This is a genomic window from Micromonospora olivasterospora (assembly GCF_007830265.1).
Taxonomy (GTDB): domain Bacteria; phylum Actinomycetota; class Actinomycetes; order Mycobacteriales; family Micromonosporaceae; genus Micromonospora; species Micromonospora olivasterospora.
On the sequence record NZ_VLKE01000001.1, the window covers coordinates 3,115,877 to 3,131,746 of the forward strand.

Here is a 15,870-nt window from a genome sequence, read left to right on the forward strand (position 1 = left end):
CAAGGTATGACCAGGTTGCGGGTCAAACCCGGAATACTTTTCCGGGGGTCGAAGGCCCTCGACATGAGACACTGGACCCATGCGAGGCATTGGTCAGGATCTAACGGTCGGAGAGCGGATCGCGTGGTACCGCCGTCGTCGGGGCATGTCGCAGGAAGTCCTGGCGGGCATCGTCGGCCGTACTGTCGACTGGTTGAGCAAGGTTGAGAACAACCGGATTGACCTCGACCGGCTGTCCGTCATCCGCTCGGTAGCTGGCGCGTTGGACGTCAGCATCGGCGATCTCGTTGGGGAGCCGACCCTCCTCGATTGGAACGCCGACAGCGGGACGAAAACAGTCTCCGCTCTGCGGGATGCCCTGCTTAACTACCGGCAGCTCTCACCGTTCATTCCGGGCCCCGTCGCGGAGGCACCTGACGTAGCCCAGCTGCGTAGTGAGGTCACCCAGGTATGGGATGCGTACCAAGCCTCTCGGTACGGATACGTCGTCGCGCGGTTGCCGCAGGCGCTCGCCGCCGGACAGGCCGCGACCCAAACTTACGAGGGTGAGGACCAGGAGCAGTCGTTTGCACTGCTGGCGCTCACCTACCAGGCCGCCGCCGTCCTGCTTACCAAGCTCGGGGAAGCGGACCTCGCGTGGATTGCCGCCGAGAGGGGCTTCACAGCGGCCCAACGAAGCGGCGATGTGGTCGTCATGGGGTCGCTCTTCCGCTCAGTCACCCACACCTTGCTCTCAACAGGCCGATACCGTGAAGCGAAGCAGCTCACCACCGACGCGGCGGCATACATGCAGCCGGGTTTGGGCGAGGCGACGCCGGAGTACCTGTCGGTCTACGGCACGTTGTTCCTGGCCGGTTCCGTGGCCGCAGCACGCGACGAGGACCGCAGCGCCGTCCGATCGTTCCTCAATGAGGCGGACGAAACCGCACGGCGACTCGGCCACGACGCGAACCACCTCTGGACGGCATTCGGGCCAACCAACGTGGCTATCCACCGTGTGACGACTGCGATGGACCTGGACGACGTACAAGTTGCGATCGACCTCGGCCCCCGCATCGACACGACCGGCCTTCCTGTCGAACGGCAGGCACGCCACGCCCTCGAAACAGCGCGAGCACTCAGCGCGTGGAACAGGACAGATGAGGCTATGGCGGTAGTGCTCGCTGCTGAGCAGAAGGCGCCCGAGCAGATCCGACACCACGCGATCAGCAGGCAGCTCGTCCAAAACTGGATGCGCCGCGGTCGAGGCCGGCCCAGCTACCAACTCGCCAGCCTGGCGCAGCGCGTGCACGTGACGGCCTAGATCCGTAGAGTCCGAGAATGTGACCAGCCAAGCCAGCAACGCGCGTCCGCAAGCTACTCCCAAGGTGGCGGCGGGCGCGCTGTTCGTTGATGAGCAAGAGCGGATGATGCTCGTCCGGCCGACCTACAAGTCACACTGGGACATCCCGGGCGGCTACGTCGAGGACGGCGAGAGCCCTCTGTCGGCCTGTGGCAGAGAGGTCTACGAGGAGCTGGGCCTGCGAGTCGCGATCGGCGCTCTCTTGACGGTTGACTGGGCTCCGAGGCCAGACGAGGGCGACAAGATGCTTTTCGTCTTCGATGGCGGCACGCTCACGGCTGACCAGCTCGCCGCCGTCGCCTTTCGGGATGGGGAAATCGCAGAGTGTGCGTTCGTGGAAGACCACCAGCTTGATGGCCTGACCATTCCCAGACTCGCTCGACGGCTACGAGCGAGCATGCAGGCCCGGAAGCAGGCCCGTACCGCCTACCTCGAAGACGGCGTCTTGCCCCTCACCGGCTGAGAGACCGATCCGTCGCCTGTCAGCACCCATAAGGTAACTCATCGAACGCACGTTCGATCCGGCCGACTGCCGGCGAAAAGTGGTTCAAACTTTCTGTACGTCTTCAAGGCGGCCCTGAACGGGCCGCACGCGCCGCCGCCAGGGCGCGTGCCCGTCGCTCCGCTGACGCTCCGACTCCGGCCACGCAACACGCCCGGCGGCTGGCGCGGAGGGCGGGTAGCCCGGTGGGCCGCCGCATGACGACAGGCCGTTTCCCGGTGGGGGTGGTGGGCCGGCAGCCGGCCGGGCCGCGCGGCCAGCACCGCGCGGCGTGGGGGAGCGCACGCCGGGTCCGCCGGCGGCTCCGGGCCGGTGGCGGGGTTGCGGTTACTGCGCCTCCGGCGGGGGCGCTCCGGCTCCAGGATGGCCGGGGGTCCGTCGGCGGCTTGCGGTCCGTGGGTGGTTGCGGTGGGGAGCCATCCCGCCCACCGTCGACCCGGGCGAGCCGAGCAGACCACCGCCCGACCCGCCAGCGTCCGTACGAGCCGTCAAGGCCGTCTTGACGTGGCGGGCCGGGCGGCGGCCCGCTCCACAGAGTGCGGGTCGACGGCAGACGGGATGGCAGCTTGCATCAATCCTTCTGGTTGGATTAGCTCAGCCCAGTAGGCTTATGCGTGCTGCAAGTTCACGAGCGAACCATTTCTGTCCTGCATGATAGTAGTTGACAAGCATGAATAGCCCTTCCCCTTTTGCGGTGAGACTGTATTCCCTGTTCGCCCGAGCTGTGCTGGCCTCAAAAATTCCCGCTTTCAGTAGTTCATCGAATGCCGGATTGGGGGCGGGGCGGAGGTGATTAGTTCTTCTGAATCGAGTGCTTGAGGTAAGCGTTAGGAAGTAAAGTAAAGCGGTCTGGCTCAAGGAATAAAAGGTCTTTATCGCCTCTCGTCCCACGGGTTCCGAGAAATCTAGCTGATGGATCGTTTGCAGCCTTACCACGTTCGAGGTAGGTGCCTGCTGAGTAAGGAGATCCCGCAGCCTGCGCTCGACCTGGTCCGCCACTTCTACCGGATCAACGGAGCGTAGCTCGTCATTCCCTTGCCCTAGAGCTCCCGTATCTTCCGAACTCTCAGTGACTTCGCGAACCGCTGACTCAGTCGCCGACCGAAGGGCTGCCGCAAGGACCTTGTTGAATTGGTCGGATTGATTGGTGAGGAGGGCGTGTGCGGTCGATCGAACCTCGGCTAGCGTGGCTTGTGTTTCTGAATTAATGCGTTCGGTCTGTGTCAGTTGTTGCGATGTGCCATGGGCTTGCGCAAGCGAGACGATTAGCTGTGCTACGAACGCCAATACAGCTAAGGCTAGCGCGACTGTCGAAAGTAAGTCGACATCCTTGATGCTAACTACGACCGATAGTGTCCCGAGGCTTGTTGCCGACACTACGAGAAGGGACAGGGTAAGCCAAGACCAGGGAACCCGAAACCCCGCCGGGGCTCCGGGATGTGCGCGCACTGACTCGTCCATCGGTCTATGGAACCACGTCCTACAAAAGAGGATGGGTGCGGACTGTAGCAGCGGGTGGCCCTGTTGCTGTCGACAGCAACGGTGACAGCAACAGGGCCTAACGTCGGGGGCCGGCGACGGAGGGCTGCGGATCAGCGGCCGACGTCAGAGACGTGCGCAGACGGGGCCGGACGGAGCGCGCAGAGCTTACAAGCGAGGGGTCGGGCAGTGAGGCAGCAAGAAAGCAGCACGAGCGACGACACAGGTCGACCCCGAACCTGAACCGACGGCGTTTGTCACCTGCTCAGCGGCGCCGAGCACCACCAGTTGATGCCGACCGACAGGTTCAGACCGCATCCCCCCGACGGGGGTCGTCCCTTTGCCTGCTGAACGCTCCGCCGCAGGTCACAGGCCCTCCTCGTCCTCGTCCTCACGATTGGGCCAGACCGCGCGGTAACGGTGCGGGCCGGTGTTGACGACCTGGCCGAGCAGCCCGGCGCCGACCAGCGAGGCCAGCCAGACCCGCCGCCTGAAGTTGGACCGGCGAAGCGGGCGCCCAGCCTCGGTGAGTAGCTGGCGCACGCGGCGGCCGTTGCGCCGCCGCGCCATGGGGCGAGTCACCGCCGGCCATGGTGGGATGCGGCGCGCAGTGTGCGGGGCCGCCCCTCCAAGGTCAAGGGCGCTTCGCGCCGCTGTGCGACGGCCCTGCGGGCCGCCCTTGACCCCGGAGCCTCTGCGACCCCTCGGGCCGGCGTTGCCGGCAGGCCAGGGGCCTGCCCGTGATGCGCGCGCCGCACCCCCACCACGGCCTCCTCGCGCATGCACCCGTCAGGGGCCGCCGAGCCCGACGTCAAGGAGCAGTTGACAGCGCAGCACGGCGACCATCAGTTTGCCCAGTCGGACAACCGCCTGAGTATGGGCCGGCAGTACCGCCTGAGCACGGACCAGCAGTGTTGCCTCATTCCGGCGGCGCTAGTAGCGCGTGTCACGACGCGAAAGTAGAGTGCAACAAGTACTTGGTAGAGGTTATTACTAGTGAAGTTGGCGAGAGGGACGCCGCTGGTCGCGACGCCCCTCCCGAGGCCCTACGGCTTGCTGTCCGCCTGCCAGCGAAGTTGAGCAAACCGCAGGATGAGTGCGAGGAACTGCGCCAGCCCGGCCGGCTCCTCGCCGCCCGTCATCGCCAAGACAACAGCGACGACATCGCAGGCGATGGCCAGTCGTTCGAGGACGCGGTCACATCGGGCTGTTGCTGGGCCGCCGCCGAGCGCCTCGCCGGCAATCCACGGGTTCAGGAACAGATCCGGCACAATGAGCGCGAGTGACAGCAGAAGACGCCGGAAAGCGGCGGAAGGCGTTTCAGCAGGTCATCAGAGGCCACCGGCGACCGCGTGAGAGTTCGGGAGGGTGGCTCTTACTTCCAGCGGAACTGCACGAACCGGCACACGAACGGGTCTGTGATCCGAACGGGTCGCACTGCCGAAATGCTCTCTCCTGGATCAAGGGGCCGCGCAAGCGCGGCCCGCCCGCCGCGCTCGGCCTGCTGGCGGCCTCCGGCCGGCATCGGCCGGCGCGGCGGGCAACTTGCCGGCTCGGATCGTCACGCCCGAGATTCGATGATCGCGGCCTCGATGCGTAGCCCGATCCCCGTGGCGACGAGGAAGCCCGCGAGGACGTGCGGCTCTGTGGCCCCGGTGTCGGTCGACAGCGTGATGGCCGAGACCAGGAGGCCGGCGACAAGGACCACGTTTCCGAGCGTGCGATTCTTGGATGCGCGCCTCGAAGCAGGGTTCACCTGGCGGACGGTACCGAAGATCCGGTGTCGGTGCTGTCGGGACTTGTACCCGATCAGCGCGCCGTGGCGATCGCGAGGGCGGTTGGCCGCCGCCGAGGTTGGGGCGATCGGCTGCCGCGCCGCTTCGCGGCTTGCCACCGGGTACGGAAACCAGGCCGCGGAATGCCGGCGCCACGCGAAGCCGCCCCGGCCAGAGGGCCGGGGGCGGAACCGTACGACGCCGGACAGCCGCGACCAGGGTGGCCGGAAGCTAGGAGACGTCGAAGAGGCGAAGGCCGTCGTACTCGGCGAAGTCGGCGTAGTCCTTGCCGTTGAACGTCGCCAGCGGTAGCCGGTCGACCAGGCAGCACGCCGCAATCCAGGAGTCATTCGTCGGCCGGGGCCGCCCGCGATGCTGCGCCCGTGCCTGGAGTTGCCCCCAGGTTGTCGCCACCGCCTCGTCGAAGGGCAGCAACACGACCCCGGACCGCCACTGGGCGAGATCAGCCAGCTTGCGTGGCCCCCAGCTCCGCAGCGCGGCCCACTTGGTCAGCTCCCCGAGCGTCACGAAGGTGATGCAGAGGGTCTTACCGGCCAGGCGGGCACGGAGACGGTCATGCAGCCGCCCCCGGAGGATCGCCGACGCTACGTCGGTGTCCAGGACGACCAGGCTCACGCGGCGCCAGCCCGCCGGGAGGCGTAAAGGTCGGCGAGGAAGTCATCCAGTTCCTCGTCCGACTCGAACAGGTCCGGCCGGGCCAGGTCGTCGACGGAGGTGACTGGCCGGATGCCCTGACGACGCGCCAGCTCCTCAGCCGGTACGTGCTCAGCGGTCGGCCACTCGGGCATCTGCTCAGCGCTACTCGACGTCACAGCTCACCTCCTGCGTCTCGAAATCATCGTCTATTCTCGCACCTCCGGCGTCATGACGGCGCACGTCGTGAGTGCCTCCGGCCGTTTCCGGCGCGCGCAGCCCGTTGGACGGGAGTCAGCGGATCGTCAGCGAACGCCGTACCGCGTGGTCCCACTCGATCATGTTCGACAGCACGACCCATGCACCTGACCACGCGGTACGGCACTTGATCACACTCGCCGCTACGTCAGCTCACTTCCCCCCCCCCCCCGACGGGGGTCGTCCCTTTGCCTGCTGAACGCTCCGCCGCAGGTCACAGCGGATCTCGGCGGCTGGCTGCCGGCCGTGACAGTTCGCCGGCCTCCGAGCGCGGCAGGTGGGTGCAGTGGGCAACCGTGGCGTCGTCAGGAAGCCGGGCATCGGGGCCTCCGGCAACGAGGGCCTCGGCATCCCGGACGCGGCGGATGATGTCGGCCGGCCCGCCGGCACCGAGCAACTCCAGTACGCCGGGCCAGTCGGTGAGGCCGTACGGGCTGACGATGCGGCGGGCGCCGTTGCTGAGCAGCGTGACGCTCGCCAGGTCATGAATGGGCCGGCTGCCGGTTACCGCTTCCTCCGCCGCGCGCGGATCGTCCTTGCGATCCAGTAGCCGGTTCCGGCGAGCCCGCAGCGCCTCGACGCAGGACTCCCGGATGCGGTCGTACTCCGGCGATCCCGTGGGAACGCCGTCCAGGGGCGCCGAGCAGACGCGCCTTGCGGTGACCTCACGCTCGTCGGTGCTGACCTGCGGGCCACCGCGGACCTGGTCGAGGACGAGGAAGGAGTCCGCGAGCAGGAAATAGTCCAGGCGGTCCCGGTGGGCGCGAACAATCGCCACAGTTGCCTGCGGGCTGGCGGGGTGCGTGATGTCGCAGGTGCCCCGGTGCTCGTCGGCTGTCTCGTCAATCGTGGCGGCGAGGATCGCCGCGAGGTCTCGCCCGTCGCCGCGCGACAGCCGGCCGAGCAGCGCGCCGCCGAGGCGGCGCGTGTACCCAGGCGACACCGTGGGAGCAGATCGACTCGGTTCCCGGGATACCGGCGCCGTCCAGCAGCACGACGGCGCCGGGTACAGCGCCGACGAAGTCCTCGTTCGGCTGGCCGGCCCTACCGGCGCTGGTCGCCATGCTGACGTGCACCCATGAGCTCCTGAATCAGGGGACAGCCGTACTTCAGCATGATTCCGATCCGCATACCGCTGCAAGGTCTGCCTGCGACCCGGCAGCGGTATGACTGACGCCGAGATGGCCGGGCGGAGGTGAACCGCGCCTCGAATCCGCACGACTGCCGCCGCAGCTCGGGGCCGATGTTCTACGGGCCCGCATAGCAGATCGACAGGAGTTTCGGGCGTTGTCCACAGGGCGCCCCGTTGTCCACAGGCAAGCGTGGACGGGCGGCGGACGCCGGGCGAATCGGCGCACGCTCTCCGGCAGCACCCCGAGCCCGACTGTTGGAGGCCGCGATGCCACCCCGTACCTCCGTCCCACCGCACCGGCGGCTTCCCCTGCTGGTGACCTCGGACGACGATCTGCTCGACGACCTGCTCCGGCTCGCCGCCGCGGGCGGTACCGAGGCCGAGTTGGCGCCGGACCCGGCCGCCGCCCGGTCCCGCTGGGCCCCGGCACCGCTGGTGCTGCTGGGCAGCGACCAGGCCCAGGCGTGCCTGCGGGCGCGGCTGCCCCGCCGGCCGCGGATGGTCCTGGTCGGCCGCACCGGGCAGCTAGATCCTGGCTGGGAGATCGCCGAGCTGATCGGCGCGGAGCATGTGGCCACCCTGCCCGCCGCCGAGCCGTGGCTGGTGGACCGGTTCGCCGAGTGCGCGCCCGGCGGGGCCGGCGAGGGAACGGCGCGCGTGGTCGCCGTGCTCGGCGGCAGGGGCGGCGCGGGGGCCAGCGTCCTCGCCGGAGGGCTGGCGGTGACCGCCGCCCGGGCCCGCCTGCGCACGCTCCTCGTCGATGCCGACCCGCTCGGCGGTGGGCTGGACCTGGTGCTCGGGTGGGAGCAGTTGGAGGGGCTGCGCTGGCCGGCGCTTACCGACGCCGACGGGCGGGTCGACCCACCGGCGCTGGTCAGGGCCCTGCCCAGCCGTGGTGACCTGGTGGTCCTTTCCTGGGACCGGGGCGACCTGCTCACCCTGCCCGCCCCGGCGATGGCGGCCACCCTGGAGGCGGCCCGGCGGGGGCGGGACTTCGTGGTGGTCGACGTGCCCCGCCAGCTCGACGACCCGGCCGTGCTCGCGTTGCAGGCCGCCGACCAGGCGTACGTCGTGGTGCCGGCCGAGCTGCGGGCCACCGCGGCTGCGGCCCGGGTGGTGGCCGCGGCGGCGCCGCACTGCACGCAGCTCTCCGTCATCGTGCGGGGCCCTGCCCCGGGTCGCCTCAAGGCCGTCGAGGTGGCCCGCGCCCTCGGCCTGCCGCTGGCCGGCACCCTGCGTCCCGAGCCGGGACTGTGCCGCGGGCTCGAACGCGGCGAGGCGCCGACCGCCGACGGGCGCGGCCCGCTGGCCGCCCTCTGCCAGCGCATCGTCGGCGAGCTGACCGGCCTGCCCGTGACGGGTGCGGCGTGATCGGCCACGCAGACGGCGGGCAGCTCTCCAGCCGGGTACGCGAACGCTTCGCCGCCGCGGCCACCCCCGTGACCCCGGCAGCCGTGGTCTCCGCCGTACGCGCCGAGCCCGCCGCGGCCGTCCTCGGGGACACCGCCCTGCTGCGGATCGCCGGCCGGGTGCACGACGACCTGGTCGGCGCGGGTCCGCTGGCACCCCTGCTCGCCGATCCGCAGGTGACCGACGTTCTCGTCAACGGCACCCGGGTGTGGGTGGACCGGGGGCAGGGCCTGCACCAGGTCGCGGTGCCGGTCGGCTCCGTCGACGACGTACGTCGCCTGGCCCAGCGCCTCGCCGCCGGGGCGGGCCGCCGCCTCGACGACGGCTCCCCGTACGCGGACGCCCGGCTGCCCGACGGCACCCGGCTGCACGCGGTGCTGCCTCCGGTGGCGACCGACGGTCCGTACCTGTCCCTGCGCACCTTCCGGCAGCGCCCGTTCACGCTCGACGACCTCGTGCGGCAGGGCACCGTGCCGCGGCCGGTGGCCCCGCTGCTGGCTGCCGTGGTGGCCGCCCGGCTGGCGTACCTGGTCGTGGGTGGCACCGGCTCGGGCAAGACGACTCTGCTGAACACCCTGCTGGGGCTGGTTCCGGTGACGGAGCGGATCGTCCTGGTCGAGGACGCCGCCGAGCTGCGCCCCGTGCACCCGCACGTGGTCGGGCTACAGGCCCGCACCTCCAACGTGGAGGGTTCCGGGGCGGTCGGGCTCAGCGACCTGGTCCGGCAGGCCCTGCGGATGCGTCCGGACCGCCTGGTGGTCGGGGAGTGCCGGGGTGCCGAGGTGGTCGACCTGCTCGCCGCGCTGAACACCGGCCACGACGGCGGGGCCGGGACGCTGCACGCCAACGCCCCCGCGGACGTGCCGGCCCGGCTGGAGGCGCTCGGAATGCTGGGCGGGCTGCCCCGGCCGGCGCTGCACGCCCAGGTCGCCGCGGCGTTGCAGGTGCTGCTGCAGGTCCGGCGGGGCGCCCGCGGCCGGGTGCTGGAGTCGGTCTGCCTGCTGCTCCCGCACGGCCCGGACCGCCTGGTCTCGGTCGTACCCGCCTGGATACGCGGCCAGGGCCCGGGTCCCGCCGCGCGGGCCCTCGGCACGCTGCTGCGCGAGCGGGACGTCCCCGTACCGCCGGTCCTGTCCGAGACGTACCCCGAGCGCGGCCGCCCCGAGGCGCCGCAGCAACCCGCTCCGGGCCGGGAGACCGCGGCGCGACCCGCCCCGCGGCACGGAGTTCCCCGGTGAGCGCGACGGGCTTTCTGGTGGCGGTGTTCCTCGCCGCCGCGGCGGCGGCCGTGGCATGGCCGCTGCGCAGTAGCCGGGCCCGACGGCGGGCGGTCCTCGGGCCGCGGCGCGACGGCCCGCTCCCGGCGGGTGCGGGGTCCGCCGCCGACGGCGCCGGACGGGCGTTCGCCTGGGCCGGCGGGTCGAGCGAGGCCGTCACCGATGCCCGCGGCGAAGACGGCGCCCGCGAGGAAGGCCGCGGGGAACGACGGTTCGGGCTCGGGGCGGACCCCCACGTCGCGACGCACGCCAGCGGCCACGCGCGGTCGCGCCCGGACGCAGGCCAGCCGGGCTTCGGCAGGCAACCTGGTCCACCCGGCCGTCGTGATCCACGCCGTCCCGGCGCCGTCCTGGAGCGGCCCGGCGTGGCGGCACCGGGCGACGTGGACCCGTCCGCTTCCGCTCCGGGCGGCGCGCGGGGCGGAGGTGACGGCGCCGGGGTCGGCTGGCGCTGGCTGCGACTGCCGGGCCGGTCGGTGGTGTCGCCGCGGGGCGCGCTGCTGCTCGCCGGTGTGCTGGGCGCGGCCTCCGGCGGCCTCCTGGGCGGGCCGGTCGCCGCCGTGGTGGTCGGCGCGTACGGTGCGCTGGGTGCCCGGGCGCTCGTCCGGCGACGTGACACCCGCCTAACCCGACTCGCCCGGCGGCGCAGCCTCGATCAGCTCTGCGCTCTCGCCGCGGATCTGCGCGCCGGTGTGCCGGTACTGACCGCCGCCGCCACGGTCGATGGGGCCGTCCACCAGGGCGCGCAGTCCGGCGTCGAGCGGCTCGGTCGGCTGGCCCGGGCCGCCGTCCGGCTCGCCGACCGGACCGGCGCACCCCTGGCCGACCTGGTGGAGCGGATCGAGGCCGACGCCAGGGCCGCCGACCGGGGGCTGGCGGCGGCGGCCGCGCAGGCGGCCGGCGCCCGGGCGACCGCGTGGCTGCTCGCCGCCCTGCCGCTGGGCGGCATCGCCCTCGGGTACGGCGTCGGCGTCGACCCGGTGGCGGTGCTGCTGCACACCCCCGTCGGCGCAGCCTGCGCCGTCGCGGCCGTGGTCCTGCAGATCGCCGGGCTGTTCTGGGCGGAACGGCTCGGCGCGACGCCGGGCGGGAGCGACTGATGTCCCGCCAGGTGTTGGTCGCCTGCTGCCTGCTCGCTGCGGCGGCGCTCACCCTGTCGACCGGCGCGCGGGCCGGCGCCACCCGCCGGCTGCGCGCGCTGCGGCGGCGGGGCGGCTCGGCCGGGCGGCAGCGGCCGGCGTGGTGGCCCGACCGGGTACGCCTCGGCTCCGGGCTCGCCGGGATCGCCGTCCTGGTGGTGGCGGGCGGCTGGCGCGGCGTCCTCGGCGGCGCGCTCGTCGCGGTCGCGGCGGACCGGGGTCTGCGCCGGATCGAGCCGCGGGCAGTCCGGGAACGCCGGCTCCGGGAGGCCGCTGACCTGCCGCTCGCCGCCGATCTGCTGGCGTCCGCGATGCGGGCCGGCGCGCCGGTGGACCGCTCCGTGCTGGCGGTGGCAGAGGCGCTGGGCGGTCCGCTGGCCGAGCGTCTCGGTCGGATCGGCCGGACCCTGCTGCTCGGGGGCGGCCCGGAGGAGGCCTGGGCGCACCTGGGGTCGGTGCCGGGTGCCGACCGGCTGGCCGGCGCCGCCGTCCGCTCCGCCGACAGCGGTGCCGCGCTGGCCGGCGCCCTGACCCGGCTCGCCGACGACCTGCGCGCCGACCGGTCCACCGCCGCGGAGGCGGCGGCCCGCCGCGCGGGTGTGCTCATCGTGCTGCCGCTGGGGCTCTGCTTCCTGCCGGCCTTCATTCTCGCCGGCCTGGTGCCGGTGATCGTCGCCGTCCTCGGCGACGTGCTGTGACGACCATCGAGAAGGGAACGAGATGCGCAAACTCCTCACCCGCCTGCGCGGCGACGCCGGGATGAACACGGCGGAGTACGCCGTCGGCACGCTCGCCGCCGTCGCGTTCGCCGGCATCCTGCTCAAGGTGCTGACCTCGGGGAACGTGCAGTCCGCGTTGACCGCGGTCATCGACCGGGCGTTGAAGTGACCCCGCGCCGGCCGGCCGGCCGCGACCGGGGTTCGTTCACCGCCGAGCTGGCGGCCGGCCTGCCGGCGTTGCTCCTGCTCCTGCTGGCCGGTCTCACCGCGGTGAACGCGGTCACCACGAAGGCGGCCTGCCTCGACGCGGCCCGGGAGGCGGCGCTCGCCGCCTCCCGGGGCGAGGCGGGCGGGGCGGCGGGCTCCCGGATCGCGCCCCCGGGTGCCCTCGTCACGGTTTCCGTCGGCGGTGACCGGGTCACCGCCACCGTGCGGGCGCCCGTCCGCGCCCTCGGTGCCCGGCTACCCCGGATCAGCGTGGCCGCCACCACGGTCGCCGCGGTCGAACCCGGCGCGCCGGAGGCGCGGCCGTGACGGTCACGCCCTGTCCGGTCCCGTCGCTGGCCCCCTCGACGGCGGGGGGCGGTCGCGGCTCGTGGCCGAGTCGGGACCGCGGGGCCGAACGAGGCGGTGACCGGGGCGGTGCGACGGTCTGTCTGCTCGCCGTCGGGCTGGTACTCGTGCTGGTCGGCACCTTCGGGGCGGCCGTGGGGGCAGCCAGGGTCGCCCGCCACCAGGCGCGCGTCGGTGCCGACTTCGCCGCCCTCGCCGGGGCGGGTCAGGCGCTCGGCGGCGACGGATCGGCCTGTGAAACGGCGGACGAACTGGCCCGCGCCAACCGTGGCCGGCTTACCAGCTGCCGGCTGGACGGGCTCGACGTGGTCGTGACAGTGGAGGTGACGGTCGACCCGTTGCCGGGCCTGCGGCGGGTCGCCACCGCCGCCGCCCGGGCGGGCCCGCCGCGCGGCTGAGCGTCAGGTCAGGATGCGCCCCCTGTCCGAACAGCCCGGTCGATAGGCTCAGCCGAGGCACGGACAGCCGATCGACGGAAAGGTTTGCAGCGCGTGGGCATCCAGCGACATGTGACGTCGGAGGCGATCACCGGTCTGGCCGGCGATCTGGACAATGACGTCAAGAGCCAGGTCACCTTGGCGAAGCAGAAGATCGAGACGACCCGGATCGACGGTTTCCCCGGGTTCGGGCTGGTGGGGATCCCTCTTCAATTCGCCTACAACGGGCTGATCGACGACTTCCAGCAGTTCCTCGACAAGTACTCCGAGACGATGTCGGAGGTCGCCGGGACGCTGCGTACGAAGATCGCGCCGGCCTGGCAGGACGCCGAGGACCACAACATCGTCCGCTACGGCGACAAGTGACGAACGGGGAAGACAGATGACGGCACCCATTTCCGCGGCGACCTCCGCCGCGACGTTTGCCCTCGCCGAGGCGCGGGCGGCATCGCTGACGCTCGTGGGCGGCCTTCGGCTCTCCCTCGTGCTCGCGGTTGCGGTCGCCGACGTGCCCGCGATGTGGAGAGCGGGCGCCACCTGGTCGACCGAGGTCGGTACCGAGCTGGCGGAGATCCAGGCCAAACTGGACGACGCCATGGACAAGGCGAAGGAGGGCTGGACGGCCGACGACTTCGACGCCCTGGAGAAGAAGCTCAAGGAGATCGGCAAGGAACTGGCGAACGTCCAGAGCAGCGCCGGCCTGGTCGGTGGCGGTATGTTCGCCGTCGCCGGGGCCTACACGCTGTTCTGGGCGTACGCGGCGGTGGTGGCCACCCTGACGCTGGCGCTCGCCATCATGGTTCTCGCGGCGCAGTTCACACCGGCCGGGCCTGCCCTGCGGGGTGTCGCGGAGTCCATCGTCAACGGGCTGGTGACCGTACTCGACCTGTGGGTGACGAAGTTGGCGGCGGTGGGCGCGGCCTTCGGCGCCTTCGCGGGCGCCGCGGTGGTCGGGGCGCTGAGCGGGCCGGCGCTGCTCAACATCGACGACCGGACCGCAAAGCTCGAGCAGGTCAAGATCGAGTGGGCCCCGCCGAACAAGTTCATCTCGCCGCAGAAGACGGACCCGGTCACCTACGAGGAGGCAAACAAGTAGCAGGGCAGCGGGTGACGGGAGGGGCGCCGGGGCGGAGCGGCCCCGGCGCCGCGCCACCAGCGCATGGCCCGGCGGGGCGGCCCGGGCGGGTCAGCTGAGCCGGCGGCGCAGCCGCTCGATCTCGTCCAGCGAGGCGTCGAGGCCCGCCTCGGTGGTCCGCCGCATGTCCCCGAGCAACTCGTCGGGCGAGCGGCTTCCGTCCAGCATCCCGCTGAGCAGGTCGTCACCGAACGCCTCACGCTGGGCTTCCATCAACCGGTTCTGCATGTCCTGCGTCGCCGCCTGGTGCGCGTGTTTGAACGCGTCCGCCAGGTCCTGCGAGGCGAGACGCATCGCCCGCGGGTCGACGTACACGTCGGAGAGGCCCCCGCTGAGGCCGACCGACACCTGCACCAAGCCGCTGTCGTCGGAGCCCTGGCCCGTGACCTCGGAGAGCCGGGACTGGAACGCTTCGGCCTTACGCTGGAGTTCCTGCGACATCCGCAACGCGCGGTCGAGTTCCTGGCTGTTGTCCATGTACAAGGGGTACCCCCGTCGGGTTCGGGCGATCGACCCGGACCGCCCGCCTTCGATTCCGCGCCAATCTACCGGTCGGCTCCACCGTCGAGGCACCGCACCGCTGCGGGCGCCCACCGCCGCGCGGCGATCGGCTACCGTCGGCGTCGGACCGGAGGTGGGACATGCACGAGTGTGACGGGTCGATCAGACTCCGCGAGTACCGCGAGCCTGGATTGGGCCGCTGGCTGGTGAAACTGCTGATTCCGGTGGTCATCGTGGCGGCCTTCTGGGTGTGGACCCTGTGGGGCTTCTCGAAGCAACTCGACAGGGCGGAGATGGTGCGGCTCACCGCCGGCCTCGTCGTCATCTGCGTGGTGCCTGTGGCGCTCGCGCTGGTCGTCGGCATCGTGCGTGGTCGGCTCGCCCAGGGGCGGCGGCCGAGGCGGCCCGAGGGTGCTCCGAAGGGCCGATGGTCGGCCGGCTACGCCACCCGGCTCTGTCCACACGGGATCGTCCTGCGGCACGCCAACGAGGCGGGCCGGCTGCTGCCGTGGTCCGACGTCGCCGACATCCGGGTCTTTCCGGCGAGTTCCGGCCGGGGCGGGGTCGTCGCCGCGCGCCTGCGCTCGTTCACCGAACCGACCGGGCTGCCCGCCGTCGCGCGCATCGTCGAGGACGGTTCGGTGCCGGACGACCCCGCCTGGCTTTGGCTCGGCGGCGTCCGGGACGCCGCCGAGGGTGACCGGGTGGCCGCCCAGACCGGTCGCTGGCGGGAGACGGCTCCCCGATAACGGGAACCGGAACGGGCTGCGGGACACATCCCGGCCGCCGGTCGATTCGACAGCGCGTGGCGCGAGAACCGCAGGAACGAAGGCGGGCGGCGGGAGAAGGCACGGCGAGGCGGCACGGAGGCCGGTGGCCGCAACCGCGGTACCGCCCCGGGAGCGCGGCCGGCTCGCCGGTCGGCCGGGCGGTGGCCGCGTCAGCGGCTCTGGAGCGCGTCCAGGCCGATCGCCATGGCGATCACCAGTCGCCGGTCGATCTGCGGGTTCTGCACCTCGACGACGTACCGGTCGCGCAGGCCCCACTTCTTCACCACGGAGAACACCGGCTGGCCGCCGGCGGTGAAGTCGAAGTGGTACGGCAGCCAGGACAGCGAGTCGACGAACCGGCGCAGCAGCGCCACCGGCAGGCTCCGCTCCTGCCCGGTGATCTGGGGCAGCCCGGCCTGCTCGACGTGCCAGGTGGAGCGGAGCAGCGACTGGGCGAAGTCCTTGCGGAACAGCCCGATCGCGTTGCCGGCGTGGTCGGTGACGTCGTACGTGGCGCCGAGGTCGAGCCGCTGACGGGCCTTGAAGCCCAGCAGCGGGTGCTGCTTGCTGTCGTCCGTGTAGATGGTCACCTGCTCCTTGAAGGCGAGCCGCTTCTGCTGCGCGAACGCCAGCAGCTCACCTTCCGACCCGTCGGGGGCGACGGAGTGGACCTCGTACTGGTTGACCATCATCCGGATCCGCTGCCGGATGTGGAACTGCCGCAGGTGCTGCAGGCTGTCGAGCTGCATGGGGAACTCCTTCGGGTG

General features: G+C 71.7%; 21 protein-coding genes. 13 read left to right on the forward strand and 8 right to left on the reverse strand.

The window, feature by feature from the left end; translation table 11 throughout:
• The first annotated feature begins 79 nt into the window (after positions 1-79).
• Positions 80-1,303 (forward strand): helix-turn-helix domain-containing protein, encoded by a 1,224-nt coding sequence (locus tag JD77_RS14270; RefSeq protein WP_211372561.1) that lies wholly within the window; start codon positions 80-82, stop codon positions 1,301-1,303.
• A gap of 19 nt (positions 1,304-1,322) precedes the next feature.
• A complete protein-coding gene (locus tag JD77_RS14275) occupies positions 1,323-1,805 on the forward strand; it encodes an NUDIX domain-containing protein (protein WP_246140660.1) in 483 nt (160 codons plus the stop codon).
• A 633-nt stretch (positions 1,806-2,438) separates the two neighbouring features.
• Here JD77_RS14275 and JD77_RS14280 read toward each other — a convergent pair.
• Entirely contained in the window at positions 2,439-3,131 is a 693-nt protein-coding gene (locus JD77_RS14280) for a hypothetical protein (RefSeq protein WP_145774832.1), read from the reverse strand.
• A gap of 558 nt (positions 3,132-3,689) precedes the next feature.
• Positions 3,690-3,905, reverse strand: coding sequence for a hypothetical protein (locus tag JD77_RS14285; protein WP_145774833.1), 216 nt, complete (start codon positions 3,903-3,905; stop codon positions 3,690-3,692).
• A gap of 494 nt (positions 3,906-4,399) precedes the next feature.
• Here JD77_RS14285 and JD77_RS14290 point away from each other — a divergent pair, with 494 nt between their 5' ends.
• Positions 4,400-4,609, forward strand: a complete 210-nt coding sequence (locus JD77_RS14290) for a hypothetical protein (protein WP_145774834.1) — start codon at positions 4,400-4,402, stop codon at positions 4,607-4,609.
• 275 nt (positions 4,610-4,884) lie between these two features.
• Here JD77_RS14290 and JD77_RS14295 read toward each other — a convergent pair whose 3' ends face one another.
• The 4 genes from JD77_RS14295 to JD77_RS14305 all read right to left on the reverse strand — a co-directional run bounded on the left by JD77_RS14295 (position 4,885) and on the right by JD77_RS14305 (position 6,953).
• Positions 4,885-5,217 (reverse strand): hypothetical protein, encoded by a 333-nt coding sequence (locus tag JD77_RS14295; protein WP_145774835.1) that lies wholly within the window; start codon positions 5,215-5,217, stop codon positions 4,885-4,887.
• Between the two features lie 112 nt (positions 5,218-5,329).
• Positions 5,330-5,734, reverse strand: coding sequence for a type II toxin-antitoxin system VapC family toxin (locus JD77_RS14300; RefSeq protein ID WP_145774836.1), 405 nt, complete (start codon positions 5,732-5,734; stop codon positions 5,330-5,332).
• Entirely contained in the window at positions 5,731-5,931 is a 201-nt protein-coding gene (locus tag JD77_RS32085) for a hypothetical protein (RefSeq protein ID WP_170286310.1), read from the reverse strand. Before JD77_RS32085 ends, JD77_RS14300 begins: the two co-directional genes overlap by 4 nt.
• 293 nt (positions 5,932-6,224) lie before the next feature.
• Positions 6,225-6,953, reverse strand: coding sequence for a hypothetical protein (locus JD77_RS14305; RefSeq protein WP_246140661.1), 729 nt, complete (start codon positions 6,951-6,953; stop codon positions 6,225-6,227).
• A 504-nt stretch (positions 6,954-7,457) separates the two neighbouring features.
• On the opposite strand from JD77_RS14305, the gene ssd reads away from it, so the two are divergent.
• The 9 genes from ssd (at position 7,458) to JD77_RS14350 (ending at position 13,793) form a co-directional block, all read left to right on the forward strand.
• Positions 7,458-8,513: a septum site-determining protein Ssd gene (gene ssd / locus JD77_RS14310; RefSeq protein ID WP_211372807.1), complete on the forward strand. Its 1,056-nt coding sequence runs from the start codon at positions 7,458-7,460 to the stop codon at positions 8,511-8,513.
• The gene (locus JD77_RS14315) at positions 8,513-9,790 is read left to right on the forward strand and encodes a TadA family conjugal transfer-associated ATPase (RefSeq protein WP_246141284.1); all 1,278 of its coding nucleotides are present in this window, start codon (positions 8,513-8,515) and stop codon (positions 9,788-9,790) included. Before ssd ends, JD77_RS14315 begins: the two co-directional genes overlap by 1 nt.
• Positions 9,787-10,929: a hypothetical protein gene (locus JD77_RS35155; RefSeq protein ID WP_342799649.1), complete on the forward strand. Its 1,143-nt coding sequence runs from the start codon at positions 9,787-9,789 to the stop codon at positions 10,927-10,929. Before JD77_RS14315 ends, JD77_RS35155 begins: the two co-directional genes overlap by 4 nt.
• Positions 10,929-11,666, forward strand: a complete 738-nt coding sequence (locus JD77_RS14325) for a type II secretion system F family protein (protein ID WP_145774838.1) — start codon at positions 10,929-10,931, stop codon at positions 11,664-11,666. Before JD77_RS35155 ends, JD77_RS14325 begins: the two co-directional genes overlap by 1 nt.
• A 22-nt stretch (positions 11,667-11,688) precedes the next feature.
• On the forward strand, positions 11,689-11,856 hold the full coding sequence (locus JD77_RS14330) for a DUF4244 domain-containing protein (protein ID WP_013283643.1): 168 nt from the start codon (positions 11,689-11,691) through the stop codon (positions 11,854-11,856).
• Positions 11,853-12,221, forward strand: a complete 369-nt coding sequence (locus tag JD77_RS14335; protein WP_145774839.1) for a TadE family type IV pilus minor pilin — start codon at positions 11,853-11,855, stop codon at positions 12,219-12,221. The genes JD77_RS14330 and JD77_RS14335 overlap by 4 nt, the downstream gene beginning before the upstream one ends.
• Complete coding sequence (locus tag JD77_RS14340; protein ID WP_145774840.1) at positions 12,218-12,658, forward strand: Rv3654c family TadE-like protein; 441 nt, start codon at positions 12,218-12,220, stop codon at positions 12,656-12,658. The genes JD77_RS14335 and JD77_RS14340 overlap by 4 nt, the downstream gene beginning before the upstream one ends.
• Before the next feature lie 93 nt (positions 12,659-12,751).
• Entirely contained in the window at positions 12,752-13,063 is a 312-nt protein-coding gene (locus JD77_RS14345; protein ID WP_145774841.1) for a hypothetical protein, read from the forward strand.
• Between the two features lie 16 nt (positions 13,064-13,079).
• Positions 13,080-13,793, forward strand: a complete 714-nt coding sequence (locus tag JD77_RS14350) for a hypothetical protein (protein ID WP_145774842.1) — start codon at positions 13,080-13,082, stop codon at positions 13,791-13,793.
• Positions 13,794-13,883: 90 nt separating this feature from the next.
• On the opposite strand, the gene JD77_RS14355 is transcribed toward JD77_RS14350, so the two are convergent.
• Positions 13,884-14,309 (reverse strand): YbaB/EbfC family nucleoid-associated protein, encoded by a 426-nt coding sequence (locus JD77_RS14355; RefSeq protein WP_145774843.1) that lies wholly within the window; start codon positions 14,307-14,309, stop codon positions 13,884-13,886.
• Between the two features lie 230 nt (positions 14,310-14,539).
• Here JD77_RS14355 and JD77_RS14360 point away from each other — a divergent pair, with 230 nt between their 5' ends.
• Positions 14,540-15,082: a hypothetical protein gene (locus JD77_RS14360; RefSeq protein ID WP_145774844.1), complete on the forward strand. Its 543-nt coding sequence runs from the start codon at positions 14,540-14,542 to the stop codon at positions 15,080-15,082.
• 191 nt (positions 15,083-15,273) lie between these two features.
• Here JD77_RS14360 and JD77_RS14365 read toward each other — a convergent pair whose 3' ends face one another.
• On the reverse strand, positions 15,274-15,852 hold the full coding sequence (locus tag JD77_RS14365) for an LURP-one-related family protein (RefSeq protein WP_145774845.1): 579 nt from the start codon (positions 15,850-15,852) through the stop codon (positions 15,274-15,276).
• Between the last annotated feature and the right edge of the window lie 18 nt (positions 15,853-15,870).

Bases quoted from the DNA above. Each gene is read 5' to 3' on its own strand.
- JD77_RS14365 (WP_145774845.1), bottom strand. From the start codon at position 15,852: ATGCAGCTCGACAGCCTGCAGCACCTGCGGCAGTTCCACATCCGGCAG.
- JD77_RS14270 (WP_211372561.1), top strand. From the start codon at position 80: ATGCGAGGCATTGGTCAGGATCTAACGGTCGGAGAGCGGATCGCGTGG.
- JD77_RS14355 (WP_145774843.1), bottom strand. From the start codon at position 14,309: ATGGACAACAGCCAGGAACTCGACCGCGCGTTGCGGATGTCGCAGGAA.
- JD77_RS14330 (WP_013283643.1), top strand. From the start codon at position 11,689: ATGCGCAAACTCCTCACCCGCCTGCGCGGCGACGCCGGGATGAACACG.
- JD77_RS14325 (WP_145774838.1), top strand. From the start codon at position 10,929: ATGTCCCGCCAGGTGTTGGTCGCCTGCTGCCTGCTCGCTGCGGCGGCG.
- JD77_RS14350 (WP_145774842.1), top strand. From the start codon at position 13,080: ATGACGGCACCCATTTCCGCGGCGACCTCCGCCGCGACGTTTGCCCTC.